25 protein-coding genes and 2 tRNA genes are annotated in these 23809 nt (G+C 63.7%); 14 read left to right on the top strand and 13 right to left on the bottom strand.

Translation table 11 applies throughout. The features are described 5' to 3' along the window. Nucleotides 1-11 precede the first annotated feature (11 nt). The 4 genes from EMQ25_RS05535 to EMQ25_RS05520 all read left to right on the top strand — a co-directional run bounded on the left by EMQ25_RS05535 (nt 12) and on the right by EMQ25_RS05520 (nt 4829). Complete coding sequence (locus tag EMQ25_RS05535) at nt 12-1421, top strand: cryptochrome/photolyase family protein (RefSeq protein WP_127187568.1); 1410 nt, start codon at nt 12-14, stop codon at nt 1419-1421. A gap of 131 nt (nt 1422-1552) precedes the next feature. Next, nucleotides 1553-2599 (top strand): cysteine synthase A, encoded by a 1047-nt coding sequence (locus EMQ25_RS05530; protein ID WP_127187567.1) that lies wholly within the window; start codon nt 1553-1555, stop codon nt 2597-2599. Between the two features lie 28 nt (nt 2600-2627). Beyond that, nucleotides 2628-4061, top strand: coding sequence for a cardiolipin synthase (gene cls / locus EMQ25_RS05525; protein ID WP_244606497.1), 1434 nt, complete (start codon nt 2628-2630; stop codon nt 4059-4061). 48 nt (nt 4062-4109) lie between these two features. Further along, entirely contained in the window at nt 4110-4829 is a 720-nt protein-coding gene (locus tag EMQ25_RS05520; protein ID WP_127187566.1) for an alanyl-tRNA editing protein, read from the top strand. A gap of 6 nt (nt 4830-4835) precedes the next feature. On the opposite strand, the gene EMQ25_RS05515 is transcribed toward EMQ25_RS05520, so the two are convergent. The 3 genes from EMQ25_RS05515 to EMQ25_RS05505 all read right to left on the bottom strand — a co-directional run bounded on the left by EMQ25_RS05515 (nt 4836) and on the right by EMQ25_RS05505 (nt 6409). Then, nucleotides 4836-5885: a transporter substrate-binding domain-containing protein gene (locus tag EMQ25_RS05515; RefSeq protein ID WP_158625967.1), complete on the bottom strand. Its 1050-nt coding sequence runs from the start codon at nt 5883-5885 to the stop codon at nt 4836-4838. A 124-nt stretch (nt 5886-6009) separates the two neighbouring features. After that, a complete protein-coding gene (locus EMQ25_RS05510; protein ID WP_127187564.1) occupies nt 6010-6315 on the bottom strand; it encodes an ETC complex I subunit in 306 nt (101 codons plus the stop codon). 17 nt (nt 6316-6332) lie between these two features. After that, nucleotides 6333-6409, bottom strand: a tRNA-Pro gene (locus EMQ25_RS05505). Between the two features lie 103 nt (nt 6410-6512). Here EMQ25_RS05505 and EMQ25_RS05500 point away from each other — a divergent pair. Then, nucleotides 6513-7250 carry a phosphatase PAP2 family protein gene (locus tag EMQ25_RS05500; RefSeq protein ID WP_127187563.1) on the top strand — a complete coding sequence of 246 codons (738 nt, stop codon included), beginning with the start codon at nt 6513-6515 and terminating at the stop codon, nt 7248-7250. Here EMQ25_RS05500 and metC read toward each other — a convergent pair. Continuing rightward, nucleotides 7247-8416, bottom strand: a complete 1170-nt coding sequence (metC, locus tag EMQ25_RS05495) for a cystathionine beta-lyase (protein ID WP_127187562.1) — start codon at nt 8414-8416, stop codon at nt 7247-7249. The genes EMQ25_RS05500 and metC overlap by 4 nt on opposite strands. 248 nt (nt 8417-8664) lie before the next feature. Here metC and EMQ25_RS05490 point away from each other — a divergent pair, with 248 nt between their 5' ends. The 4 genes from EMQ25_RS05490 to EMQ25_RS05475 all read left to right on the top strand — a co-directional run bounded on the left by EMQ25_RS05490 (nt 8665) and on the right by EMQ25_RS05475 (nt 12961). Beyond that, nucleotides 8665-9681 (top strand): amino acid ABC transporter substrate-binding protein, encoded by a 1017-nt coding sequence (locus EMQ25_RS05490; RefSeq protein ID WP_127187561.1) that lies wholly within the window; start codon nt 8665-8667, stop codon nt 9679-9681. A gap of 109 nt (nt 9682-9790) precedes the next feature. Beyond that, nucleotides 9791-11011 (top strand): amino acid ABC transporter permease, encoded by a 1221-nt coding sequence (locus EMQ25_RS05485; protein ID WP_127187560.1) that lies wholly within the window; start codon nt 9791-9793, stop codon nt 11009-11011. A gap of 13 nt (nt 11012-11024) precedes the next feature. Then, a complete protein-coding gene (locus EMQ25_RS05480) occupies nt 11025-12158 on the top strand; it encodes an amino acid ABC transporter permease (protein ID WP_127187559.1) in 1134 nt (377 codons plus the stop codon). A 2-nt stretch (nt 12159-12160) separates the two neighbouring features. Continuing rightward, nucleotides 12161-12961 carry an amino acid ABC transporter ATP-binding protein gene (locus tag EMQ25_RS05475; protein ID WP_127187558.1) on the top strand — a complete coding sequence of 267 codons (801 nt, stop codon included), beginning with the start codon at nt 12161-12163 and terminating at the stop codon, nt 12959-12961. A 46-nt stretch (nt 12962-13007) separates the two neighbouring features. Here EMQ25_RS05475 and EMQ25_RS05470 read toward each other — a convergent pair whose 3' ends face one another. Genes EMQ25_RS05470 through EMQ25_RS05460 form a run of 3 tightly spaced genes read right to left on the bottom strand, consistent with a single transcriptional unit; the run spans nt 13008 to nt 16064 of the window. Further along, entirely contained in the window at nt 13008-14162 is a 1155-nt protein-coding gene (locus EMQ25_RS05470) for a Gfo/Idh/MocA family protein (RefSeq protein WP_127187557.1), read from the bottom strand. A 10-nt stretch (nt 14163-14172) separates the two neighbouring features. After that, nucleotides 14173-15312 carry a Gfo/Idh/MocA family protein gene (locus EMQ25_RS05465; protein ID WP_127187556.1) on the bottom strand — a complete coding sequence of 380 codons (1140 nt, stop codon included), beginning with the start codon at nt 15310-15312 and terminating at the stop codon, nt 14173-14175. Further along, nucleotides 15309-16064 (bottom strand): sugar phosphate isomerase/epimerase family protein, encoded by a 756-nt coding sequence (locus EMQ25_RS05460; RefSeq protein ID WP_127187555.1) that lies wholly within the window; start codon nt 16062-16064, stop codon nt 15309-15311. The genes EMQ25_RS05465 and EMQ25_RS05460 overlap by 4 nt, the downstream gene beginning before the upstream one ends. A gap of 224 nt (nt 16065-16288) precedes the next feature. Between EMQ25_RS05460 and EMQ25_RS05455 the strand changes: the two genes are divergently transcribed. The 3 genes from EMQ25_RS05455 (at nt 16289) to EMQ25_RS05445 (ending at nt 19080) form a co-directional block, all read left to right on the top strand. Beyond that, complete coding sequence (locus EMQ25_RS05455) at nt 16289-17233, top strand: substrate-binding domain-containing protein (RefSeq protein ID WP_127187554.1); 945 nt, start codon at nt 16289-16291, stop codon at nt 17231-17233. Nucleotides 17234-17360: 127 nt separating this feature from the next. Beyond that, nucleotides 17361-18320, top strand: coding sequence for an ABC transporter permease (locus EMQ25_RS05450; protein WP_425290232.1), 960 nt, complete (start codon nt 17361-17363; stop codon nt 18318-18320). Further along, complete coding sequence (locus EMQ25_RS05445) at nt 18307-19080, top strand: ATP-binding cassette domain-containing protein (protein ID WP_244606496.1); 774 nt, start codon at nt 18307-18309, stop codon at nt 19078-19080. The genes EMQ25_RS05450 and EMQ25_RS05445 overlap by 14 nt, the downstream gene beginning before the upstream one ends. 3 nt (nt 19081-19083) lie before the next feature. Here the strand turns inward: EMQ25_RS05445 and EMQ25_RS05440 are convergent, their stop codons facing one another. Beyond that, on the bottom strand, nt 19084-20346 hold the full coding sequence (locus tag EMQ25_RS05440; RefSeq protein ID WP_127187552.1) for a DUF3422 domain-containing protein: 1263 nt from the start codon (nt 20344-20346) through the stop codon (nt 19084-19086). An 87-nt stretch (nt 20347-20433) separates the two neighbouring features. Continuing rightward, nucleotides 20434-20793 (bottom strand): hypothetical protein, encoded by a 360-nt coding sequence (locus EMQ25_RS05435; protein WP_127187551.1) that lies wholly within the window; start codon nt 20791-20793, stop codon nt 20434-20436. 104 nt (nt 20794-20897) lie between these two features. Here EMQ25_RS05435 and EMQ25_RS17995 point away from each other — a divergent pair, with 104 nt between their 5' ends. Further along, the gene (locus EMQ25_RS17995; protein WP_158626004.1) at nt 20898-21251 is read left to right on the top strand and encodes a hypothetical protein; all 354 of its coding nucleotides are present in this window, start codon (nt 20898-20900) and stop codon (nt 21249-21251) included. Between the two features lie 123 nt (nt 21252-21374). Here the strand turns inward: EMQ25_RS17995 and EMQ25_RS05430 are convergent. Beyond that, a tRNA-Arg gene (locus EMQ25_RS05430) sits at nt 21375-21450 on the bottom strand. Nucleotides 21451-21583: 133 nt separating this feature from the next. After that, nucleotides 21584-22072 (bottom strand): YciE/YciF ferroxidase family protein, encoded by a 489-nt coding sequence (locus EMQ25_RS05425; protein WP_127187550.1) that lies wholly within the window; start codon nt 22070-22072, stop codon nt 21584-21586. A gap of 161 nt (nt 22073-22233) precedes the next feature. Here EMQ25_RS05425 and trhA point away from each other — a divergent pair, with 161 nt between their 5' ends. Continuing rightward, nucleotides 22234-22932, top strand: coding sequence for a PAQR family membrane homeostasis protein TrhA (gene trhA, locus EMQ25_RS05420; protein WP_127187549.1), 699 nt, complete (start codon nt 22234-22236; stop codon nt 22930-22932). 2 nt (nt 22933-22934) lie between these two features. Here trhA and EMQ25_RS05415 read toward each other — a convergent pair whose 3' ends face one another. Continuing rightward, nucleotides 22935-23321 carry a hypothetical protein gene (locus EMQ25_RS05415; RefSeq protein ID WP_127187548.1) on the bottom strand — a complete coding sequence of 129 codons (387 nt, stop codon included), beginning with the start codon at nt 23319-23321 and terminating at the stop codon, nt 22935-22937. 2 nt (nt 23322-23323) lie between these two features. Then, complete coding sequence (locus tag EMQ25_RS05410; protein ID WP_244606495.1) at nt 23324-23803, bottom strand: DUF192 domain-containing protein; 480 nt, start codon at nt 23801-23803, stop codon at nt 23324-23326. Between the last annotated feature and the right edge of the window lie 6 nt (nt 23804-23809).

Genomic DNA, 23809 nt, shown 5'->3' with positions numbered 1-23809 from the left:
AAAACTATTTCATGACCTCGACCGCCCTTGTCTGGTTCCGCAATGACCTTCGCCTCACGGACAACCCGGCATTGAAGGCTGCAATGGACCAGGGGGACCGGGTCGTCGCGCTCTACATTCATGAAACCGACCCTTCCCTGCGTCCTATCGGGGGTGCGGCGCGCTGGTGGCTCCACCATTCACTCAACGCACTCGCAGAAGACCTCGCTGGCCTCGGTATCGAGCTGTTGATTGCGGAAGGAAAAGCCGGGGACGAAGTCCGCAAGGCGGCCAAGTCACACGAAGCGGCGAGCCTACACTGGAACCGCCGCTACGCGCCCGCAGAGCGGGAGGTGGACGGCGCTATCAAGACAGCCCTCGGCAAGGATGGCCTCGAGGTGCACTCCCATGCGGCCAATGTGCTCGTCGAGCCCTTCGACATCTCCACCAAGGACGATCGCCCCTATGCGGTCTATTCTCCATTCTGGAAGGTGCTGCGCGGGATGGATATCCCCCGCCCTTCACCACGGCCACGGCGGCGCACGGACCCAATCAAGGCGGGGCGGGTCGATAAAGGCTATGAAGCCCCCAAATGGTCCCGAAAGCTGGGTCAGCATTGGGAGATCGGGGAAACGGCAGCGCGCGCAAAGCTGCGCACCTTCCTCGAAGATCTGGTGAAGGACTATCCGGAAGGACGCGACCGACCCGCAGAGGACGCGACGTCCCGGCTCTCTCCACATCTCCGCTTCGGGGAGATCGGCCCCCGCGAAGTCTGGCACACTGCGCAGGCCTTCGCCGAGGAGCATGGATACCTGCGCAGCCAGATCGACAAGTTTCTCTCCGAGCTGGGCTGGCGCGAGTTCAACTACAATCAGCTCTACCACCGCGAAGACATCGCCAAGGTGTCGATGCAGCCGAAATACGAGAACATGAAGTGGCGAAGCCCCGGATCGGCGCTCGCCCGGTGGCAATCGGGCATGACGGGCCTGCCCATGGTGGATGCGGGGATGAGGGAGCTCTGGGAAACCGGCTACATGCACAATCGGGTCCGCATGCTGACAGCCTCCCTCCTGTCCAAGAACCTGCTGATCGACTGGCGGCTCGGCGAGGAATGGTTCTGGGATTGCCTCCTGGATGCCGATGGCGCCAACAACCCCGGCAATTGGCAATGGGTCGCGGGAAGCGGGCTCGACGCCTCTCCCTATTTCCGCATCTTCAACCCGGTCACGCAGGGTGAGCGCTTCGACCCCGCCGGGACCTATGTGCGCCGCTGGCTGCCCGAACTGGCCAAGCTCGACGACAAGCACGTGCATGCCCCTTGGAAAGCACCGAAGGAAGCCCTGAAGGCGGCGGGCATTTCTATCGGAGAGACCTATCCCGCCCCGATCGTCGACCTGAAGGTGTCTCGCGAACGCGCTTTGGACGCTGCGAAGGGGCTGTAGGCGGTCGCTTATTTCAGAATGGGGAAGATGATCGCGGTTTTTTGCCCTCAGGCACCGAGCCAGCGGAACCCCTTGCTCGGATTGAGACTTGTCCCTTGTGAGCGCGGCTGGGCAGGCATAGAAATCGGTTCATGACAAAGCACCTCGATATCCTCTCCGCCATCGGCAACACGCCGCTCATCCGCCTCAACCGCGTGTCCGAGCTGACCGGGTGCGACATCTGGGGAAAAGCCGAGTTCCTGAACCCCGGGCAGTCGGTGAAGGATCGCGCCGCCCTGTTCATCATCCATGATGCGGTGAAGTCGGGGGCGCTCAAGCCCGGTGGCACTATCGTGGAAGGGACCGCGGGCAATACCGGCATCGGGCTCACATTGGTCGCCAATGCGCTCGGCTTCAAATCCGTGATCGTCATCCCTGAAACGCAGAGCCAGGAAAAGAAGGACGCCCTGCGGCTTTATGGTGCTGAGCTGATCGAGGTGCCTGCCCGGCCCTATCGCGATCCGAATAACTACATCCGCGTCTCCGGACGGCTCGCCGAAAAACTCAACGCCGAGTTGCCGAACGGGGCGATCTGGGCCAACCAGTTCGACAATGTCTCCAACAGGCGTGCCCATATCGAGACCACCGGACCCGAGATCTTCAGCCAGACCAAGGGCCGGGTCGATGGCTTCATCTGCGCGGTGGGCTCAGGCGGGACGCTTGCGGGCGTTGCGCAGGCCCTTCGTGACCGCAGCGAAGACGTGAAGATCGGGCTTGCCGACCCCATGGGCGCTGCGCTCTACAATTTTTACACCACCGGCGAACTGAAGTCCTCGGGCGATTCGATCACGGAGGGCATCGGGCAGGGTCGGATCACCGCCAACCTCGAAGGGTTCACGCCCGACTATGCCTACCAGATCGCCGACGACGAGGCCCTGCCCTACGTCTTCGACCTTCTGACCCATGAGGGCCTCTGCCTCGGGGGATCGAGCGGGATCAACATCGCCGGCGCGGTCCGCATGGCGCGTGATCTGGGACCGGGCAAGACGATCGTCACGATCCTCTGCGACTACGGGAACCGGTATCAATCCAAACTGTTCAACCCGGCATTCCTGCACGCCAAGGGCCTGCCGGTCCCGGCGTGGCTCGAGCGCGGAAACGGCATTGACGTAGGGGCGGTTTTCGAGCCGGTCGGCTGAGGGCCTTCCGGAGGGATCGGGGGCAGTCGTGACAGCAGAGTTTCTGGCCAATCTGCAGATCGCGGGGATCTTCCTCGCGGCCAACTACGTGCTGGCGATAGCCTGTGCCATACGCGAGGTGATGAATTCGAGGACCTCCCAGGGCTCGATCGCCTGGATCATGGCGCTGTTGGTGATCCCATTCCCCACCGCGATCCTCTACCTCATCTTTGGGTGGAAGTTCTTCGACGACTATGGAAGCCCCGGCGCGGAAACGCCGCGTGGCGGGCGCCCGGCCCGCGCCCAGGACCTGAAACTCTTCGACATGGACACGACGGCGGAATGGCCCGTCCTGACACGCGTCGCGAACGTACCGTTCCTCGCCGGCAACGCCGTGGATCTTCTCGTCGACGGCAAGGCGACGTTCGATTCCATCTTCGAAGGCATATCCAAGGCCGAGAGCTACATCTTCGTTCAGTTCTACATCCTGCGCGACGATCGCCTGGGCCAGGAACTGGCGGACCGGCTCATCGAGCGTGCCAAGGCCGGAGTCAGGATCTACGTCCTCTACGATGACCTCGGCAGTCTTTGGCTGCCGCTCGCCTACCGCAAGCGGCTGCGGGCCGAAGGCATACAGATCGCCGGCTTCAACCAGCGCCACAAATTCTTCCGCTTCTATGGCCCGACGCGCCTCAACTACCGCAATCATCGCAAGATCGTGCTCGTCGACGGCAAGACGGCCTGGGTTGGCGGCCACAATGTCGGCGTCGAGTATCTGGGGGCCGATCCAAAATATGGGCACTGGCGCGATACGCACGTGAAAGTGGATGGCCCGGCTGCACTGGCCTGCGGCCTCATCTTCCGGGAGGACTGGGAATGGGCCACTGGGGAGGCCCTGCCCTACGATCCGCCAAATGATATTCCCAAGCCCGGGCGCCAGCCGGTGATGGTGATGGCGACCGGTCCCGCCGACGCCCTGGAAGAATGCGCCATCGCCTTCACGGACGTAATCGCGCAGTCGCGGTCGCGTCTCTGGATCGCAAGCCCATATTTCGTGCCGGATGCGGACGTGCGCACGGCACTCTACGCAGCGAGCCTGAGGGGTGTCGATGTGCGGATCATGCTGCCGGACCGGCCGGACAAGCTGCTCGTCTGGCTCGCCACGAACGCTCATGCCGACACCATGATCGAGCACGGCATCGAGATTCACCGCTACCGTAATGCCTTCCTGCACCAGAAGGTGGTGCTGATGGACGACCGGATCGCATCGGTGGGAACGGTGAATTTTGACAACCGCTCGTTCAACATCAACTTCGAGCTGACGCTCTGGTTTCCCCATCCACGCACGGTGAAGGCGGTAGAAACCATGCTCACGCGCGACTTCGAGCACTGCCGCCGGCAGACCCTCGATCAGGTCAAACACAAGCCGGTGCTGCAGCGCTTCATCGAACAGGGGGCGAAACTGCTTTCGCCCGTTCTCTAAGCCGGGCGGCTCGGACGGCCCACGCCAACCGAACTGGAAGGACAAGTGATGACCGAATTCATCTTTCGCAGCGACAGCTACCTCAAGACGTGCACGGCGAGCGTGCTTGAAACCTCAGCCGATGGGGGCGTTGAGCTCGATCGGACCATTTTCTACGCCGCTTCTGGTGGCCAGCCCGGCGACACAGGAACGATCGAGCGAGAAGACGGGCAGAGCATTGCTGTCACGTCAACGATCCATCCCGATGGCGACAAGACCAGGATCGTTCACCTGACCGCGTCGGACGCAATACTCCCCGAGCCGGGCCAGACCGTAACGCTGAAGCTCGACTGGGACCGCCGCTATCGTCTGATGCGGATGCACACCGCCCTCCACCTGCTCTCGGTGGTCTTTCCCTATCCCGTCACCGGCGGGGCGGTGGGCGAGGACAAAGGCCGGCTCGATTTCGACATGGAGGCGGTTCCAACCGATCTGGCGGCCATCGAAGCCCAGCTCAACGGGTTCGTCGATGCAGACCTGCCCGTCAGCGCCGAGTGGATCAGCGACGAGGAGATGGCCGCCCAGCCGGAACTGGTGAAGACGATGAAGGTGAAGCCGCCAAGCGGTCAGGGCCGCGTGCGCCTCATCAGGATCGGTGACATCGACCTGCAGCCCTGTGGCGGCACGCATGTGGCGCGGACCGGAGAGATCGGTCGGCTGTCACTCGGCAAGATCGAGAAGAAGGGCAAGATCAACCGTCGCGTATCGCTGCTCTTTGCAGAGCGCTGACCGGCCTCAGCGCACCGGGGGCGCATAGAGCTGCCCGCCATTGGTCCAAAGCGCGTTCTGGCCGCGCAGTACCGCGGCTCCCGTCGACGCGCCGAAACTGCGCTCGAAGATCTCGCCATAATTGCCGACGGCCCGGATGACATTGGCGATGAAGGTGCGTTCGAGCCCCATGGAAGGGCCGAAATCTCCCTCGAGACCCAGGAGCCGTCTTATGCTTTGCGTCTTGGCCGCTGAAAGCGAATCGATGTTGAGCGAGGTCACGCCTGCCTCCTCAGCGTCGATGAGGCCGTAGAGCGTCCATTTCACGATGTCGAACCATTGCGCATCGCCTTCGCGAACGACCGGCCCGAAAGCGCCTTTCGCTATGCGCTCGGGCAGGATCCGGTGCGTGGCCGGCTCGGGCAAACCCCTGCGGATGGCATGGAGCCAGCTTGCGGGCGCCGAGACCGCATCGCAAAGACCCGAGCGATAGGCAACGCTGAGATCCTCGCGATCTTCGTAGCGGACTTCCCGGTAGGCAGCCTGATTGGAGAAGAAGAACTCGCGGAGCTTGGCGATCTCCTCGCCGCCATCAACGACGCAGACCGAAACGCCATCCAGTTCGTAGGCCGAAACGACGCCGAGCGACTGCGGCACCAAGAAGGACTGGCCATCGAAGAAGGAGGTGCCAACATAGGCGGCGCCATAGGCGGTATCGCGTCGCATGGTCCACACGCCGTTCCGGGCCATGACGTCGATCGCGCCATTTGCCAGCAGCGCGAATCGCGCCGCACCCGAAAGCGCATAGAACCGCAGCTTTTCGGGATCGCCGAACACGGCTGTCGCGACGGCGCGGCAGAAATCATAATCGAACCCCGACCACTGTCCTTCGGGGCTCATCTGCGCGAACCCGCTCAGCGCATCGGTGGTGGCGCATATCAGATAGCCGCGCTCGCGAACCGTCTCGAGCGTCTGGGCCCTGGCAGCGCCCGCCCCTAACAGCGTCGCGGCTGCGACCAGCGTCAGCATTGCCTTGCGCGCGAGGCTGGCCCACGCGGGCCGGTTGGTTGAAGCCAATTCTCGTCCTCCTCGCCACGCCATTCTGGCATGGCCCGCTTGAGGGTCAAGCGCCTCGGCGGAGTTCATCCCCGCTGTCGGTTCAAAGAGAATTCAACGCACCGCGACCTGTGCGATCGCAGCGTCAGTGCGTCCAGGGCGTTTTGCGGTCGAAACGGAAATTATCCGAATAATGGTTGCGCCGCGGGGTCGCGTCATGGGCAGGCTGCACGGTATAGGGGATACCCTCGCGCTGAGCGTAAGCCTCTGCAGCCTCCAGCGTATCGAAGCCGAGCTTCACCTGCGTGCGCGTATCGCGCGAAGAGGTGTAGCCCATCAGCGGCTCGATCTCGCGTGGCGTCGCCGCATCATGCACCAGCACCCACTGGCGGGATTTTCCCCGACCCGATTGCATGGCGTTGGGCGCCGGGCGGTAGATGCGTGCAGTCATGACCTTCAAGTCTCCGATGGTCGGGGCAGAGTGATTCGAACACTCGACCCCTGGTTCCCAAAACCAGTGCTCTACCAGGCTGAGCTATACCCCGAACTTCGTAGACACCCGATACAGAATGGCGAGGAAAAGGGCAAGCGCTCGAAGCGGGTCTGCGCGAGAGTTGACGCGAAATCTGCGATCGCACACAAGGCGACATGATCGAGCTGACCAGCCCCTACCCGTTCGGCCTTTCGCGGCGCACCTGGCCCCTCTTTCTTGTAGGGATGATCGGGGCGCTCGGGCTTGCCATGCTGGTCGATGTCTACCTCTCGACCGCCGCGCAGGCCTCGCCGGTCGGCATACTGGCCTTCTTCGAGCAGCTGACCGATTGGGGAAAGTCAGACTGGATCCTGATCCCGGCACTCGCGATGGGGGTCGTCTCCGGGCTCCTTGCGCTCGTCATCCCCAAGCGCACGCCCAAGCTTGCGCTCTGGCAGATGACGCAGGTCTTCGGCTTCATGTTCATCGGGGTGGGCCTGCCGGGCCTCGTCTCCGCCATCATGAAACGGCTGATCGGTCGCGCACGGCCCGAATTGCTGGAAACTGCAGGCCCCTTCCAGTTCCAGACCAGCATTTTCGACTACGCCTATCAGAGCTTTCCCTCCGGCCATGCGACGACCATCTTCGCCCTCGCCATGGTCATTGCCTTCCTGAGCCCGCGCTGGCTGCCCTGGGTGATGGGCTTTGCCTTCATGGTCGGCATTTCGCGAATCTATGTCGGCGCCCATTATCCGTCGGACGTCGTCGGCGGGCTGATCGTCGGGATTCTCGGCGCCTATCTGGTGCGCAACGCATTCGCGAGCAGAGGCTGGCTCTTCCGCTTCCACCCCGACGGGCAGGTCGCGGCCCGCCCGCTTGCAGCAGTGCAGCGTCTCGTCGGCCGACGCCGCTAGGGGCGATCGACCAGCTCGGCGTATCGGGCAAGCCCCGCCTCGAGATCGGCCTTGAGGTCCTCTATGTCCTCGAGGCCGACATGAATACGCAGAAGCCGCCCCTCTTCGCGCCACGGCACCGCCGTCCGGCGCGGACCCGGCGTGAACGGAATGATCAGGCTTTCGTAGCCGCCCCAGGAATAGCCGAGCCCGAAGAGCGTAAGCCCATCGAGAAATGCGGCCAGCGCCTCGCGCGGAGCATCGGGAAGCAGGAAGCCGAAGAGCGTCCCTGACCCGGTATAATCGCGCTTGAAAATCGCATGGTCGGGATGGCTGGGCAGCGCCGGGTGCACGACGCGCTTCACGAGCGGATGCGATTCGAGCCAGCTAGCGAGTTCGAGCGCCCTCGCCTCATGGGCCTTCATGCGCACCGAGAGCGTGCGCAGCCCCCGTGCGGTCAGAAACGCCTCATCGGGCGAGGTGTAGAAACCGAGCAGCTTGCGCGTAGCCGCGACCGCCGGCCAGCACTCCGCATTGGTCGAAATAGTGCCGACGAATGCGTCCGAATGCCCGACGAAAAGCTTCGTGCCGGCATGGATCACGATATCTGCGCCCAGCGCCAGCGGCTTGAAAAAAAGCGGGCTCGCCCAGGAATTGTCGACGATCAGCCTGACGCCCCTCGCCTGCGCGACGCCCGCGATCGCCGGGATGTTCTGGAGTTCGAAGGTCCCCGATCCCGGGCTTTCCGCGAAGATGGCCCGCGTCTTGGGTCCGATCAGATCGACGATGCCCGCGCCGATCCGCGGATCGTAGAATTTGGCGGTTATACCCATGCGCGCCAGATAGCCATCGGCGAACTGGCGCACCGGTTCATAGGCGCTGTCGGTGATCAGCACCTCGTCGCCACTGGAGAGGACGCTAAGCAGCGCCACGGTGATGGCCGCCAGCCCCGATGGGACGATCTGCGTGGCATGCGCGCCCTCGAGCGCGGTGATGATCTCTTCAACCCCATCGGTCGTGGGCGTGCCGGCACGGCCATAGAGGTAGGGCTGGTTGGCCGCCTCGAGCGCATCGAGCGATTTGAAGAGCACCGTGGAGCCGCGAAAGACCGGCGTGTTGACAAAACCCCATTGCTCGTCCGGACTGCGTCCTGCGTGCGTGAGCAGGGTTTCGGTGCGGCCAGTCATCGGGCCACCGGAAGATGACTTCTTCATAAGCATACTGCCTATTTCGCGCTCAGCAGTCGCCGCTGAACAAAATAACGTCAGTTTTGCTGCCCCAATTCCGCCATGGCGCTTGACGCAAGGGGCAATAGAAGCTTCGATGCATACCAGCATCGATACCGCTGTCCAAGGCGGAGGTGCCGCCGACCGAAACATGCAGAACGCATGGGTTCTGTCGGGCACACTGGGTCAGGAAACAAAAGGCAACAAATATGTCGAAAAAGCTTCTCCTGCTTGCCGCAACGGCAGCAATGGGCATGAGCACCGCCACCGCCTATGCAGACACTCTCGACGATGTAGTGGCCAAGGGGTACATCGATTGCGGCGTTACCGAAGGCGTCGCCGGCTTCTCCTTCCCCGATGAGAACAACAACTGGACCGGGCTTGAGGTCGACTATTGCCGCGCGCTCGCCGCAGCGATCTTCGATGATCCGGATGCAGCGCGCTACACGCCGCTGACGTCGACTGCTCGTTTTGAATCGCTCTCGAACGGTAATGTGGACGTGCTCTCGCGCACCACCACCTGGACCATGTCGCGCGACACCGATCTCGGGATCTCGTTCGTCGGCACCATGTTCTATGACGGCCAGGGCTTCATCGTCCGTGAAGCCGACGGCATCACCTCGGCGCTCGAGCTGGACGGCGCCGCGATGTGCATCGAATCGGGCACGACGACCGAGCTGAACGCCGCCGACTATTTCGCCGCCAACAACATCACCGTCGACACCGTCGTCTTCGTTACGCGTGACGAAGTCACCCAAGCCTATCTCGATGGTCGCTGCGACGCCTACACGACGGATTCGTCGGCCATTGCCGCCGAGCGTACATTGTTCCCCGATCCGGGTGCCCACATCATCCTGCCCGAGATCATTTCCAAGGAGCCGCTGGGCCCCGTGGTGCGCGCCGGTGATACCCGCTGGTTCAACGTTGCCCGCTGGACGTATTTCGCCCTTCTCAATGCCGAAGAGCTGGGCGTGACCCAGGCCAATGTCGACGACATGCTCGGCTCGGATAATCCCGAAATCATGCGCCTGCTCGGCGTCGAGGGTGACTTTGGCGGCCCGATCGGCCTCACCGCCGACTGGGCGTATCGCATCATCAAGCATGTCGGCAATTATGGTGAGCTCTATGAGCGCCATGTCGGCGAGAACACCCCGCTGAACATCCCGCGTGGCCTCAACGCCCTGTGGACCGATGGCGGCATCCAGTATGCCCCGCCGATCCGCTGATCGCTGAACGCTCACCCGGCGGCCTTCGTGCCGCCGGGTTTTTCCTTGCGGCAACGCCTTCGGCTCTTGGGCGGGCCGGAAGCGCGGTGCAATTCGGCGAGAGGTATGGATGACGGACAACAGCGCCCAGCTGCGAGGTGCGCCGCAGCGGCATGACGACACCCGCACGCAACCCAAAACTTCGATCCTGAACGACCCCCGCTTTCGCGGTTTCGCCTATCAGGCAATGCTGCTTGCCGCGCTCGTTGCGCTGGTATGGTGGCTCGCCTCGAATGCAGCAGCCAATCTGGCAGCGCAGAACAAGGCGACGGGCTTCGGATTCCTCGGCCAGCCGGCCGGCTTCAACATCAGCTTCACCCTCATCCCCTTCGAACGCGCGGCCAGCTATCTGCAGGTCTACTTCGTCGGCATCACCAACACGCTGCTCGTCGCCTCGATCGGCGTGGTGCTCGCAACCGTCATCGGGTTCGTCGTCGGCATTGCTCGACTTTCTTCAAACTTCCTGATCCGGAAGTTCGCGACGGTCTACATCGAAATCCTCCGCAACGTCCCGCTGCTGCTGCAGCTGCTGTTCTGGTATTACCTGCTGCTCAACGCGCTGCCCAATGTGCGCCAGAGCTACACCTTTCCCGGCGGCTTCGTGCTCAACCAGCGCGGCTTCTCCATGCCTGCCGCGGTCTTCGACGATCGCTCCTGGATCGTGGGCCTCGTGTTGCTGGCGAGCGTTATCTTGGCGCTGCTCTGGCGGCGGCACACGCTCAAACGCACCGTGGAGACAGGTAACCGGCGTCCGGTCTGGTTGCCGATGGCGGCGATCGTACTCGTTCCGACGCTTGCTGCGCTCTTGCTCAGCGGCACGCAGATCACCTTCAACGTTCCCGAACTTCAGGGTTTCAACTATCGCGGCGGCTTCACGGCCCCACCGGAACTGACCGCGCTGATCGTCGGGCTCGTCATGTATACGGCAGCCTTCATCGCAGAGATCGTCCGGGCCGGTATCCTGTCGGTCAGCCACGGGCAGACCGAAGCGGCAGCCTCGCTCGGGCTGCAGGAGGGCGACCGCTTGCGGCTCGTCATCATCCCGCAGGCAATGCGGGTGATCGTGCCGCCGCTCACGAGCCAGTATCTGAACCTGACCAAGAACTCCTCGCTCGGCGCAGCGATCGGCTTTCCCGAGCTCGTCAGCGTCTTCGTCGGCACCGCCCTCAACCAGAGCGGACGCGCCATCGAGATCATCGGGCTGACCATGCTCGTCTACCTGACCTTCTCGCTGACCACGTCGCTCTTCATGAACTGGTACAACGCCCGCGTGGCGCTTGTGGAACGTTGAGGCGGGCCCTGACATGACCGACACAGCTTTCGTCCGCAGGGAGATGGAGCCGACCCTGCCCCCACCGGTCCGCACGACCGGCATCGGGGCATGGCTCAAGGCAAACCTCTTCTCGACGCCCGGCAATGCGCTGCTCACCCTGGTGGCGGCCGCCTTCGTCGCGATGATCGTGCCGCCACTCTATAACTTCCTCATCGCAGATGCTGTCTGGAGCGATCCGGAAGGCCTGCGCGGCGAGGCCTGCCGCTTCGAGGGCGTCGGCGCGTGCTGGATCTTCATCCAGGCACGGCTCAACTTCTTCATCTACGGCTTCTACCCGACCGAGGAGATCTGGCGGCTCAATCTCATGTTCCTTATCGGGATCGTGTTGATCGCGCCGCTCCTCATTCCGCGCGCGCCCTTCAAGCGCACGGCGGCACTCCTGTTCTTCGTCGTTTATCCCTTCGTCGCCTTCATGCTCCTGGCCGGCGGCGTCTTCGGCCTGCGCCCAGTGCGCTCGGGCGAATGGGGCGGGTTGACGCTGACGCTCATCATCTCGCTGATCGGCATCATTGTCTCGATGCCGCTCGGCATCCTGCTTGCGCTCGGCCGACAGTCTAAACTTCCCGCCATTCGCAGCTTCTGCATCGCCTTCATCGAGCTGTGGCGGGCGGTTCCACTGATCACCGTGCTCTTCATGGCTTCGGTCATGTTCCCGCTCTTCATGCCGCAGGGCGTATCGACGGACACGCTGATGCGCGCCATCATCGGCATCTGTCTGTTCGAATCCGCCTATATGGCCGAAGTGGTTCGCGGTGGGCTGCAGGCGATGCCGCGCGGTCAGTACGAGGCGGCGGGAGCGCTGGGGCTCAGCAAGCCCAAGACGATGGGGCTGATCATCCTGCCCCAAGCGCTCAAGCACGTCATTCCGGGCATCGTCAACACCTTCATCGCCCTGTTCAAGGACACCTCGCTGGTCTCGATCATCGGGCTGTTCGAGTTACTCAACACAGTCAGGGCCGCAGGGTCGGACCCTGCCTGGTCTTCCCCCACCCATGCGGTGACCGGCTATATCTTCGCCGGCTTCCTGTTCTGGGCATTCTGTTTCGCAATGTCGCGCTACTCCATCTACATGGAAGAGCGCCTGCATACCGGCCATAAGAGGTAATCATGACCGAAACCGCCCCCGCCATGCCCGAGCGCCCGATCGACCGCTCGCACATGACCGTGTCGAAGACCGATGTCGCCATCGAGGTCATCGACATGCACAAATGGTTCGGCGACTTCCATGTGCTGCGCGATATCAACCTCAAGGTCATGCGGGGCGAGCGGATCGTCATCGCCGGGCCCTCGGGCTCGGGCAAATCGACCCTCATCCGGTGCATCAACCGGCTTGAGGAGCACCAGCAGGGCCATATCGTGGTCAACGGCACCGAGCTCACCTCGGACCTCAAGCGCATCGACGAGGTCCGTCGTGAAGTCGGCATGGTGTTCCAGCACTTCAATCTCTTCCCGCACCTCACCATCCTGCAGAACCTGACGCTTGCGCCGATCTGGGTGCGCGGCATTCCGAAGGCCAAGGCCGAGGAGACCGCGATGATGTATCTGGAGCGGGTCAAGATCCCCGAGCAGGCCAGCAAATACCCCGGCCAGCTGTCGGGCGGGCAGCAGCAGCGCGTCGCCATCGCCCGCTCGCTCTGCATGAACCCGAAGGTCATGCTGTTCGACGAGCCGACTTCGGCACTCGATCCCGAAATGATCAAGGAAGTGCTCGACGTGATGGTGTCGCTCGCCGAAGAAGGCATGACCATGATCTGCGTTACCCATGAGATGGGCTTTGCGCGCCAGGTGGCAAACCGGGTCATCTTCATGGACCAGGGGCAGATCATCGAGCAGAACGAGCCAGAGCCGTTCTTCTCGAACCCGCAGCACGAGCGGACCAAGCTGTTCCTCAGCCAGATCCTGCACTAGCAATCAGCGATCAGACGGGCTTCCGGCGCCATGGCGCCGGGGCCGTTCACACCTCGGAGAACCGTACCCAGCGGCTGTCATCCCTGCTGGATTTGACCGCGGCCGCAATGAAGGTCACGCCCTCCACGCCATCGGCGAGGGTCGGCAGCAGTCCGGCGACCTCATCGCCGTCGCCGCGGATCACCTTGGCAAACTGGCTGTAGAGCGTCGCGAACGCTTCGAGATAGCCTTCGGGGTGGCCCGCCGGCACGCGGACGCCCATGGCGCCGGCAGCCGGACCATCGATCGCACCGCCGCGCGTCAGCAACTGCCGGGGCTTCCCGAACTCGGTGAACCACATGCGGTTCGGATCTTCCTGCCCCCATTCGAGCCCGGCCTTGTCGCCATAGATCCGCAGCTTCAGGCCGTTCTCGTTGCCGACCGCGACCTGGCTTGCCCACAGCATGCCTCGCGCGCCGCCTTCAAAGCGCAGCATGATGTTGACGTTGTCGTCGAGCCGGCGTCCGGGCACGAAGCTCGACAGATCCGCGGCGACCGCCTGGGTCTTGAGGCCGGAGACGAAGCGCAGCAGATTATAGGCATGCGTGCCGATGTCGCCGATTGCGCCACCGGCGCCCGAGCGCGCCGGGTCCGTACGCCATTCCGCCTGCTTGGAGCCCGTCGTTTCGGCGGCCTCGGTCAGCCAGTCCTGGGCATATTCGGCCTGTACGACGCGCAGGGTCCCGAGCGCACCAGACGCCACGAGTTCACGCGCCTGCCGGATCAGCGGATAGCCGGTATAGTTGTGGGTGAGCAGAAAGCGCGCGCCCTTGGCAGGGCGAACGTCGGCAAGCGCACGCGCCTCTTCGAGCGTAGCCGTCAGCGGCTTGTCGCAGATCACGTGGATACCGGCTTCGAGGAACGCCTTGGCAGGCCCAAAATGCACATGGTTCGGAGTGACTATCGAAACCGCATCGATGCCGTCGGGACGGGCCGCTTCCGCCCGCGCCATCGCGGCCCAGTCCGCATAGCTCCGCTCGGGTGCGATGCCCAGATCGCGGGCTGAACTTGCCGCGCGGTCCGGATCCGACGACAGGGCCCCTGCGACGAGTTCGTAGTCACCATCCAATCGGGCGGCGATACGGTGGACGTAGCCGATGAAGGCCCCTGCTCCACCGCCGACCATGCCGAGCCTGATCCGTCGAGCGCCATTTTCCGCCATCGCGTTTCCTTCAGTTCTGCTTAAGCAAGGCGCGAGCATCCTCGGGCCGCAATGCGGCAGGACGCTCGCAGGTGGTAGTGAGCGTGACCATTTCGCCCGTATCCCCCGCGTGGAGGATCGCCGTCATGATGTCCACGACATGGGTAGCAAGCGCAATGTCGCAGCGGGCTGAACGCCCCTCGACAATGGCGCGAGCCATGTCGGCAAGCCCGGCGGCGCGGTGGTTGGCGAGGTCGGGGCCAGAGGGCCGCTGCCAGTTGGGCACGCCGAGCGGGTGGTCCCAGGCCGGAACGGCCTCGCGCTCTCCGGACTGGTCAGTGAGGGCCAGGGCGCCGTCGAACCAGTTCGGGTCGGGCAGGAAAAGCGAGCCCTCCGTACCATAGAGCTCGATATTGTGGTGGCCGTGCGCGAAGACGTCCCAGCTGGCACCGATGGTGACGATCGCGTCGGAGGCAAACTGCATGATGGCGTGAATCGTCGTCGGCGTTTCCACACGCACCCGCTCGCCTGCGCGGGGCTGGCTCGTGATGATCCGCTCCTGCCGCGCTGCGCCTGAAATCGCGGTGACGCGGCGCACCGGTCCGAGCAGATGGACAAGGGCGGTGATGTAATACGGGCCGAGGTCGAGCATCGGCCCGCCGCCCTTCTTGAAGAAGAAGTCCGGATTGGGGTGCCAATGCTCCATGCCGCGGCCCATGACGTGCGCGGTGCCCGATGTCGGCCGGCCGATCCGCCCATCGTCGATCAGTTCGCGCGCCTGCTGCAACGCTCCGCCGAGAAAGGTATCGGGCGCACTGCACACCACGAGCCCACGCTCGGTAGCGATACTCCGAAGCGTCTCCGCCTGTTCGAGCGTGAGCGCGAAAGGCTTTTCGGAGTAGACATGCTTGCCGGCGGCCAGGATTGCCGAACTCACCGCAAAATGGGCATCGGGCACGGTCAGATTGATGACGATGTCGACGTCTTCCCGACCGAGCATCTCCTCAGGAGACATAGGCGCAACGCCGAAGGCCTCGCCGCGTTGACGCGCCGCTTCGGGGTTGAGATCGGCCAACGCACGGACCTCGAGGCCCGCAAAGCGCGGGATCAGCGTGAGGTAGGTCTCCGATATGTTCCCACACCCCATGATCCCGATGCCGAAGGTCTTCATCGAAGCACCCCCAGCGTCTCGGCAGTGGCCAGCGCGCGGGAAGCGAAACGACCGAGGTCGTTCGGATTGTCGTGCTCGGCAACCATGTGGGCGATTGTCGCTTGGCTCTCGAGCGCCGCTTTGAGGGCCGGCCAGTCAAGCCTGCCATGGCCGGGATCGGCCCATCCATCCTCGTCGATAGCTTCACCCTCAGGCGCCAGATCCTTGAAATGGGCTGCAGTTATGCGATCGCCATAGCGGCCGATCCAGTCGAACGGGTCGGCACCCCCCCTGACAACCCAGGCGATATCGATCTCCCACTCGATGGAGGGCGCCCCCTGAAGCAGGATGTCCATCGGCAGGCGGCCACTTTCGGTCGGCCAGAACTCGAAATGGTGGTTATGCCAGCCGAAGCCGAACCCTTCGGCGCGATAGATGGCCGATAGCGCCTCGAGCCGTTCGGCGAGCCGGACCCAGTCTGCTTCCGGCTGGCTCCAGAGGGGCTGCGGGACGGCGGGGCAATAGAGGGTCTTCACCCCGAGTGCCCGGGCTGCGGCGATTGCGCGCGAATGATCCTCGAGCATGTCGAGCCCGAAATGACCGGTCGGCATGGCCAGACCGTTCCGCGCAAGGGTGGCGGCCAGGGTGCCCGGGTCTTCGTAGAGCCCGCCATAGCCTTCGACCTGGCGATAGCCGAGCCTCGCGAGCAGAGCGAACACATCCTCCAGCGGCGGGAAGTTGCGCGCGCTGTAGAGCTGAAACGATAAATGCAAGTCGATCCTCCGCGATCACGTCCGGGGGCTCAGCCGACCAATCCTCCGAAATCGGCCACCGTGATCCCCGATCATCGTTTGGCCGGCGAACGGGTGTCAAGCGCAGCCGCCTCCGATCGTTGGCGCGGCGCCGACGACTTGCAGATTTTGGGTATTAACTTTTCGCCAACAGGTGCAATAGTTGTCCGTCGCCCAAAGCTGGCGACAAAAAAGGGAGGTACTTCATGTCTGGCAAGTTGAAGCTGCTCGGCGCGGGCCTTGTGCTCGCCCTGGCCCTGCCGCTTGGCGCGGTGCAGGCCCAGAGCGGCAAGACGTTCTACTGGGTCTCGCACGGTTCGCCGGCCGATCCGGTATGGACCTATTTCCTGCAGGGCGCCGAACAATGGGGGGAAGACACGGGCAACACGGTCAACACCTCGTTCCATTCCGGTGACGTGTCATCTCACCAGGAGGCCATCCGCGCCGCAATCGCCGCGGGCGCGGACGGTATCGTGACTTCGAGCCCGGATCCGGGGAGCCTCGTGGAGGTCGCGAGCGAGGCCAATGCGGCCGAGATCCCGATCATCAACATCAACACACCCGATCCCTCGGCAAGCTTTGACGCCTATGTCGGCGGCGACAACGTGGTGTTCGGCCGCAACTGGGCCCAGTATCTGGTCGATAACGGCCATGTGGAGGAAGGCAGCTTCGTCTGGATGCCCGTCGAAGTGCCCGGAGCCACCTATGGCGTCCAGGAAGAAGAAGGCATCGCAAGCGTCTTCGAGCCGCTCGGGATCACCTGGGAGGTGACCGACGCGACCCTCGACCAGGCCGAGATCATCACCCGCATGTCGGACTATCTGACGGCCAATCGCGACCGTATCGATGCCATCATCGGCATGGGCGACCTCGTGACCGGGTCGATCAAACGTGTCTTCGACCAGGTCGGCGTGGCGCCGGGCGAGATCCCCGTCGTCGGCTGGGGCAATTCGCTCGACACCACCCAGGAGGTGCTCGAGGGCTATGTCAACGCGGCCCAGTGGCAGGACCCGCAGGCGACGAGCTATATCGGGCTCTCCATTGCGGCAATGGCTGCGAGCGGCATCCCTCCCGGGTTCGACGTGATCACCGGGGCGCTCTACGAGGCCGATACCGCCCAGATCTACGACGACATTCTGGCCGGCCGATAGGTCATCAGTCCGGCTCGGCCCGCGGCCTAGTGCTGCGGGCCGCATCTCGCCCGGCCGCGCGCGCGTGCCGGTCCGCGCCATGTCATCCAGGGATCATTTCGTGGAAAATCGCACCGTCCTGCAGCAGATGATCTCCCGGCCGGAGTTCGGACCATTCGTCCTGCTGATTGCAGAAATCCTCGTCTTCTGGGCCATCAATCCCGCTTTCCTCTCACCAGGCAACATATCCAACACCCTAGCCTTCACGGTGGAACTGGGGCTCATCGCGCTCGCCATGACGCTGCTGATGACCTCGGGGGAGTTCGATCTGTCGGTGGGGTCGGTCTTCGGTTTCGCGCCGGTCGTGATGTGGACGCTCTTCAACTCGGGCACGACATCGCTGGAGGTGGGGTTTCTCGCCGCGCTGCTGATCGCGGCCGGGATCGGGCTCTTCAACGGCGTCTTCGTCACCCGATTGAAGATCCCCTCTTTTCTTGTCACGCTTGGCATGCTGCTCGTCGTGCGCGGCAGTGCGCTCTTCATCACCAGCGGGTTTCCCCAGCGCACCTGGAATGCGGGAGATCAGTGGCTTGCCGAGGTGCTGGTCGGCGATTTCATGGTCGGACCGTTCCGACTCTATATGTCGCTCTTCTGGTTCATCCTTGCGGCGGTGCTGCTGCACTATCTCCTTACCCGCACCAAGGCGGGCAATTGGATCCAGGCCGCCGGCGGAAATCCCAACGCGGCCATGGCCCGCGGCGTCAACGTCGTGCGCACCAAGCTCGGGCTCTTCATGCTGTCCTCGATGCTTGCGGCCTTCGCCGGCGTGATCAGTTCCATCCGGACCTCGGCGGCAAACCCAAATAGCGGCACGGGATACGAGCTCGAGGTCATCGCGATGGTCGTGATCGGCGGGACGGCGCTTGCCGGCGGGCGCGGGACGATCATCGGCACGGTGCTCGGCATCTTCATCCTCAGGGTGATGCGCAACGGGATCGTGCTCATCGGCGTGCCGGGCCTTGCCTACAACATCTTCATCGGCGCGATCATCCTCGGAATGATGGCGCTCCATTCTTGGCTGGAGCGGCGGCACAATGCGGGAGTCTGAGGGCATGGAAGAGCTCGTGCGCATGGAGCACATCTACAAATCCTATGGCCGCGTGCAGGCGCTTCGGGATGTGAACCTGACGGTAAGACGCGGCGAGATCGTGGGTCTGCTCGGCGACAATGGCGCGGGAAAATCCACGCTTATCAAGGTGTTGTCAGGCGCCGTGCCGAGCACGAGCGGCGACATCTACATTCGCGGGCGGAAGGTGCAGATGAAAAGCACGACCGACGCGATCGCCAATGGCATCGAGACGATCTACCAGGACAGCGCGCTCGTCACGCAGCTTTCGATCTCGCGGAACCTGTTCCTCGGGCGCGAGCCGATCAAGGGGCCGCGCTTCCTGGGGCGGATGGACATGGAGGAGATGGATCGGGTGGCGCGGGACCTTTTGAAAAAGGTTGGCATTACCAAGAACATACCGCCCTCCACCCCTATCGGGTCACTCTCGGGCGGTGAGCGTCAGGCGGTGGCGATCGCCAGGGCGATGCACTTCGACAGCGATCTGATCATCCTCGACGAACCCACCAACAATCTCGGCGTTGCCGAGACGCAGGGGGTGCTGCGCTTTGTGCGTGGCGCACGTGATTCCGGCCATTCCTGCATCTTCATCGCGCACAATATCCACCATGTTTTTCAAGTGGTTGACCGGATCGTCGTGATGCGCATGGGCACGGTGGTGGCCGACAATATCGACCCCAAATCGAGTTCGGTGGAGGAGGTCGAACGGGTGATCACCGGCATGGAGCACGATGCGGCCTGAAGCTCACGCGGGCGGATGGGTACGTCTTACGGAGCGGGCGATTAGCCAGACGACGAGGACGACGAGCGGGGCTGCGAGCGAGAGCGCCATGGTCTTGGAGACGTGCAGGACCTCGAGCGGACCGGCGAAAAGATAGCTTAAAATTCCGAGCAAATAATACGAAATTGCAATAACGGACAGGCCTTCCACCGTGCGCTGGAGGAGAAACTGGCTGCGAGCGGTCTGGGCGATCGCTTCGAGCACGTTCCGGTTCTGAATCTGGACGTCGAGACCAATGCGGACGTCGAGGAGACCAATGGCGCGCTCGATCTTCTCGTTGAGCATGCGCTGACGCTTTTCGATTGCGGCATAGGTTGCGAGTGCGGGATCGACCCGACTGCCGATATAGCGGCTGAGGGTGGAGCCGCGCCCGGTCTGACGCTCGTGCAGGCCGTCGAGGCGGGCGTTCAGGATGTCGCCATAGGCATTGCATGCCGCGAAGCGGTAGCCGGTACGATCGGAGAGCTGCCCCGAGCGGACCGAGAGCGCGTGGAGCGCCGCGAGCGAGGCCTGCGCGCGGTCGGTGCTGATGGTCTCGGGCATGGCTTCGACCGCCTCGGTGAGGCCGGCCTCGGCCGCGCGCAGCTGCGGGGAGATTTGCCGGGCAAGCGGCAGCCCGAGCAGGGCCATGGTGCGGTAGGTCTCGATCTCCAGAAGACGCCGGACGATGATGGAGCGGCGCAACGTGTTCATCCCGCCCGACGCAAGTTCGAGGCGGGTGTAGCTATCGGCATCGGGAATGAAGTCGGTGGCCACCTGCCCTGCACCGCCCTCCACGTCGACAAGGCAGAGGCTGGGGCATTCGAAACCTTCGATGATGCGGTCTGGAACCGTGAGGTCCTCGATCACGTCGACACGCACCGCGCAGACAAGTTGCGCCTCGCCGACCGATTCAAGCCCGATGCCTTCGGGCCAGTTGTCCTTGTCGTCGAGGCCGGAGCGCCAGGTGAAGGTGACGAATTCGGTATGAAGCTCCCATGTCACCTGCCGCTCGCCGACGCGATAGCTGTGCTGGCGCATGCCCTCACCGGGTTTCGCCACGCCCACGGCGCCGCACCAGCCGAGAAACGCTTCAACGATGCGGGCCGGAGCCTCGGGCGAGGTCGGGAACGCAAAGGCCAGGCGACGCACACGCGTGCGCCCCTCGATCAGTTCGATGGGCCGGGCATGAACCTCTTCGAGGACGGCCTCGCGATAGGGATGTTCTTGAAAGGGAATGGGCGACATGACCGGCTGCCAGACTGCAGAAACGGCCAGCCTATGCCTCTGGTCCGACCGAAGGAATGGGCAATTGGTCACATGGCCTGAGGCAGATTAGATCGCGTCCGGAACGCGCTCGGTCCTCGGCCCCTCGCCTGCCGCGTACATCTGGATGGAAAGCTCCGTGATTTCGAGGAGGACGAGGCGCAGGGCCTCACCGACTTCGGCGAGTTCGCCGCTGGCTTGCGGGCTGACCTCGGCGATCTGCGCCAGTAGCTTGTCGAAGCGAGATATGGCGTCGTAGATGGCCTCGGCGGTCTGCTCGGTCTCGACGAGCGCATCGACATCGACTTCGCGGCTCGCCACCGCCTCATCGGCCTGCAGGCGCAGCTTTTCCACATAGGCGCGCCACTCGGCAATGTTCTCGCCGTAAGGCCGCAACTTCTCGATGAGCTCGGCAGTGTGATCGACCATATCGCCCTCCAAATCTGGCAGCGTAACGCCAGAGGACCGCATCGGTTGCGCGCCGTCGGCGCACTGGCGAGAATCCAGCATGCTGGAACGGCGGCCTTGCAGACATCGAGGATGCCGCAAGCCTGCCGCAGGTCGAGATTCTCTACAGCTATGTCGGCGCCAGCGGCGCGCTCGTCGAGGCCGCGGTTGCCGACGGCGCAGAGGGCATCGTCGTTGCGGCCTTCGCCACCGGATCTCCCCACCGGGCCGAACAGGGCCCGGCGCTCGAAGCGGCCGCTGCCGATGGCGTTGCCGTCGTGATCGGTAACCGGGGCAGCTCCGGCCGAGTGCCGACCGACAATGGCGCCTTCATCGGCGCCGACAATCTGACCCCGCAGAAGGCCCAGATCCTGCTGATGATGGGGCTGACCGTGACTGACGATGTAGAAGAGCTGAAGCGCATCTTCAGCGAGTACTGAAACCGAGCGCCCCGCACCTGCGGGGCGCTTGCTCACTGCCTTCGGAGCGGAAGGCGAGCACGCGCAAGGTGGACCGGCGCTTACAGTGTACGCACGTCGGCAGCCAGTACTCTTGTTATGTGTTGGCGACCTCGGGAGGACTCGAACCTCCGACCAATAGCTTAGAAGGCTACTGCTCTATCCGCTGAGCTACGAGGCCGTCGGGGCTCGTTTAGCGCAAACCGGCCGGATTGTCAGGGGCAAAGGATGGCGGAGCGCCCGGGCCAGCCACGAAAAAGCGCTGCGACCGGTCGGCCGCAGCGCGAGGTGATCCTGCAAGGCAGCCTGGGGGGCTAGGCCGCCTTGGCGTTGGCATCCGACTGAGCAAGGCCCGAAAGCTTCTCGTCGGTCGCTTTTTCTTCGCCGAGGGTCAGATCAAAGAGCTTCTCCGCATCCTTCATCCCCAGCTGGTTCGCCCAGGTCTTGAGCGTGCCATATCGCGCAATCTCGTAATGTTCGACAGCCTGCGCGGCGGCGACGAGGCCGGCATCGAGCGCGATGGTGTCCTTGTATTCGTCCATGATCTCCTTGCCTTCCTCGAGGATCCCGAGAATGGCGTCGCAGGTCTTGCCGCGCGGCGACTTGCCCAGAAGTTCGAAGACCTGCTCGAGGCGTTCGATGTGCACCTGCGTCTCGTCGCGGTGCTGCTCGAACCCGGCTTTGAGCTCGGAAGACTGAGCGGCCTTGGCCATTTTGGGCAGGGCCTTCACGATCTGGCGCTCGGCGTAATAGATGTCCTTGAGGGTATCGAGGAAGAGATCGTCCAGGGTCTTCTCGGCCATTTGGTGCTCCCGCATGTTGTTGGTCGGGGCCATAACGGCGCCATGGTCGGGCGGTTCCTGTACGCAAGCGCACCTTAATCGGCTGGGCTCCATCTCGCCGCCGCGTTGACGTATGGGTGAAGCCGCTGCCACGACGGGCAAGCGTGTGGTAGAGTTTGCACATGGACACCCCGACGCCTCACTCAGCGCATCCGACCCACCGCAGCTGGTGGCACCGCGGGCGCGCCTATACCCTCGCCGAGACGATTGCCGACGGCATCGTGCATGGTGTCGGGCTTCTCGTTGCGCTGGTTGCAGGATCGCTGCTGATCTATTTCGCTGCGGCGCACACTGCGCCCGAAGCAGTGCCAGCGCTCGCATTCTATGTCGGTTCGCTCGTCGTGCTGCTCAGCGTTTCGTTGGCGTTCAACCTCGCGCCGATCTCGCGGCTCAAAATGCATCTGGCGCGGTTCGACCAGGCCGCCATCTTTCTTTTCATGGCCGGCTCCTACACGCCGTTTCTCGCCATTCTCGGGGGGACGACGGGCGGCCGACTGATGATGGTGCTGGTCTGGGGGTCGGCGCTGATCGGCATCGCGCTCAAGCTGATCGTGCCGCAGCGGTTCGGACGCGTCGCGATCCTGCTCTACCTCGCCATCGGCTGGAGCGGCATCCTCGTCTTCCAGGCGCTGGCCGAGACATTGCCCGCAAGCACGCTCTGGCTGCTGCTTGCCGGGGGCATCGTCTATTCGCTCGGCATCATCTTCCACCTCTGGGAGCGCATGCCGTTCCAGAACGCGCTCTGGCACGTGTTCGTCGTCATCGGCGCGAGCCTGCATCTGCTCGCAGTCTTCGACTGCATGGTGCTGCGCCGGCTCTGAGTTCAGCCCCAGGCGACGATCAGGGCGAGGCCGGCGAGGACGAGCGAGAGCGGTCCCATCGTCCGTCTTTCACGCGGGCTTGCCGAGCGCAGATTGGCAAACGCACTGGTGATGAGGAAGAGAAAGACGATCCAGGCGGCGGGGAGCATGGCAAGCTGCCATTGCGGATAGAGAATGCCGCCCCTGATGCCGAGAATGATCGCCATGCCCAGAAGCAGCGGCGCGCTGAGCGCGCTGCCCAGCCGCAGCCTTTCGGGAAGGGCGCCCTCGTGCCTGCCGCCCCAGGCCCACGCGCCATATGGCGCGCCGAGCGCAAGGACAAGCTGAAACCCCGCAAGGCCGACGAGCAGGAGCGATGACAGGAGTGCAGCCGCGGCGGGCAGCGGCATGCTCAGTCCGCCTCGATCCGAGCGTGCTCGAGCCGATCGCCTGCCTCGAGCCCGATTTCGACCGAACGGCCGCCGGGAATTTCCAGCACGAACTGCACCGGGCCATCGGAGGGAATGGACGTCGGATCGTGCGGGACGGCATTGACGTGAACGTTGCGCACGATGCCGTCGGCGCCCACGAAGATCATGTCAAGCGGGATGAAGGTGTTGCGCATCCAGAACGACACGGGGCGCTCGTCGAGAAAATCGAAGAGCATGCCTTCATCGGGACCGAGCTCCTGAACGAACATCAGCCCCTGCGCCCGCGTCTCCTGGGTGTCGACGACCTCGACCTCGAAGACGTGCTCGCCGGTGGCGGTGTGGATGACGAGGCGGCTCTCCTCGTCGCTGCACGCCGCAAGAGGCGCGGTGGCGATCGCCATCGCGAGGAGAAGGCCCACGGCCCGGCTGGCCTGGTGGATGCGGGACGAGGCGAGGAACATGGATAA

This window comes from Arsenicitalea aurantiaca (assembly GCF_003994485.1).
Taxonomy (GTDB): domain Bacteria; phylum Pseudomonadota; class Alphaproteobacteria; order Rhizobiales; family Devosiaceae; genus Arsenicitalea; species Arsenicitalea aurantiaca.
Note: the sequence above shows the minus strand (reverse complement) of the source record. Positions and strands in the feature narration are given on the sequence as shown.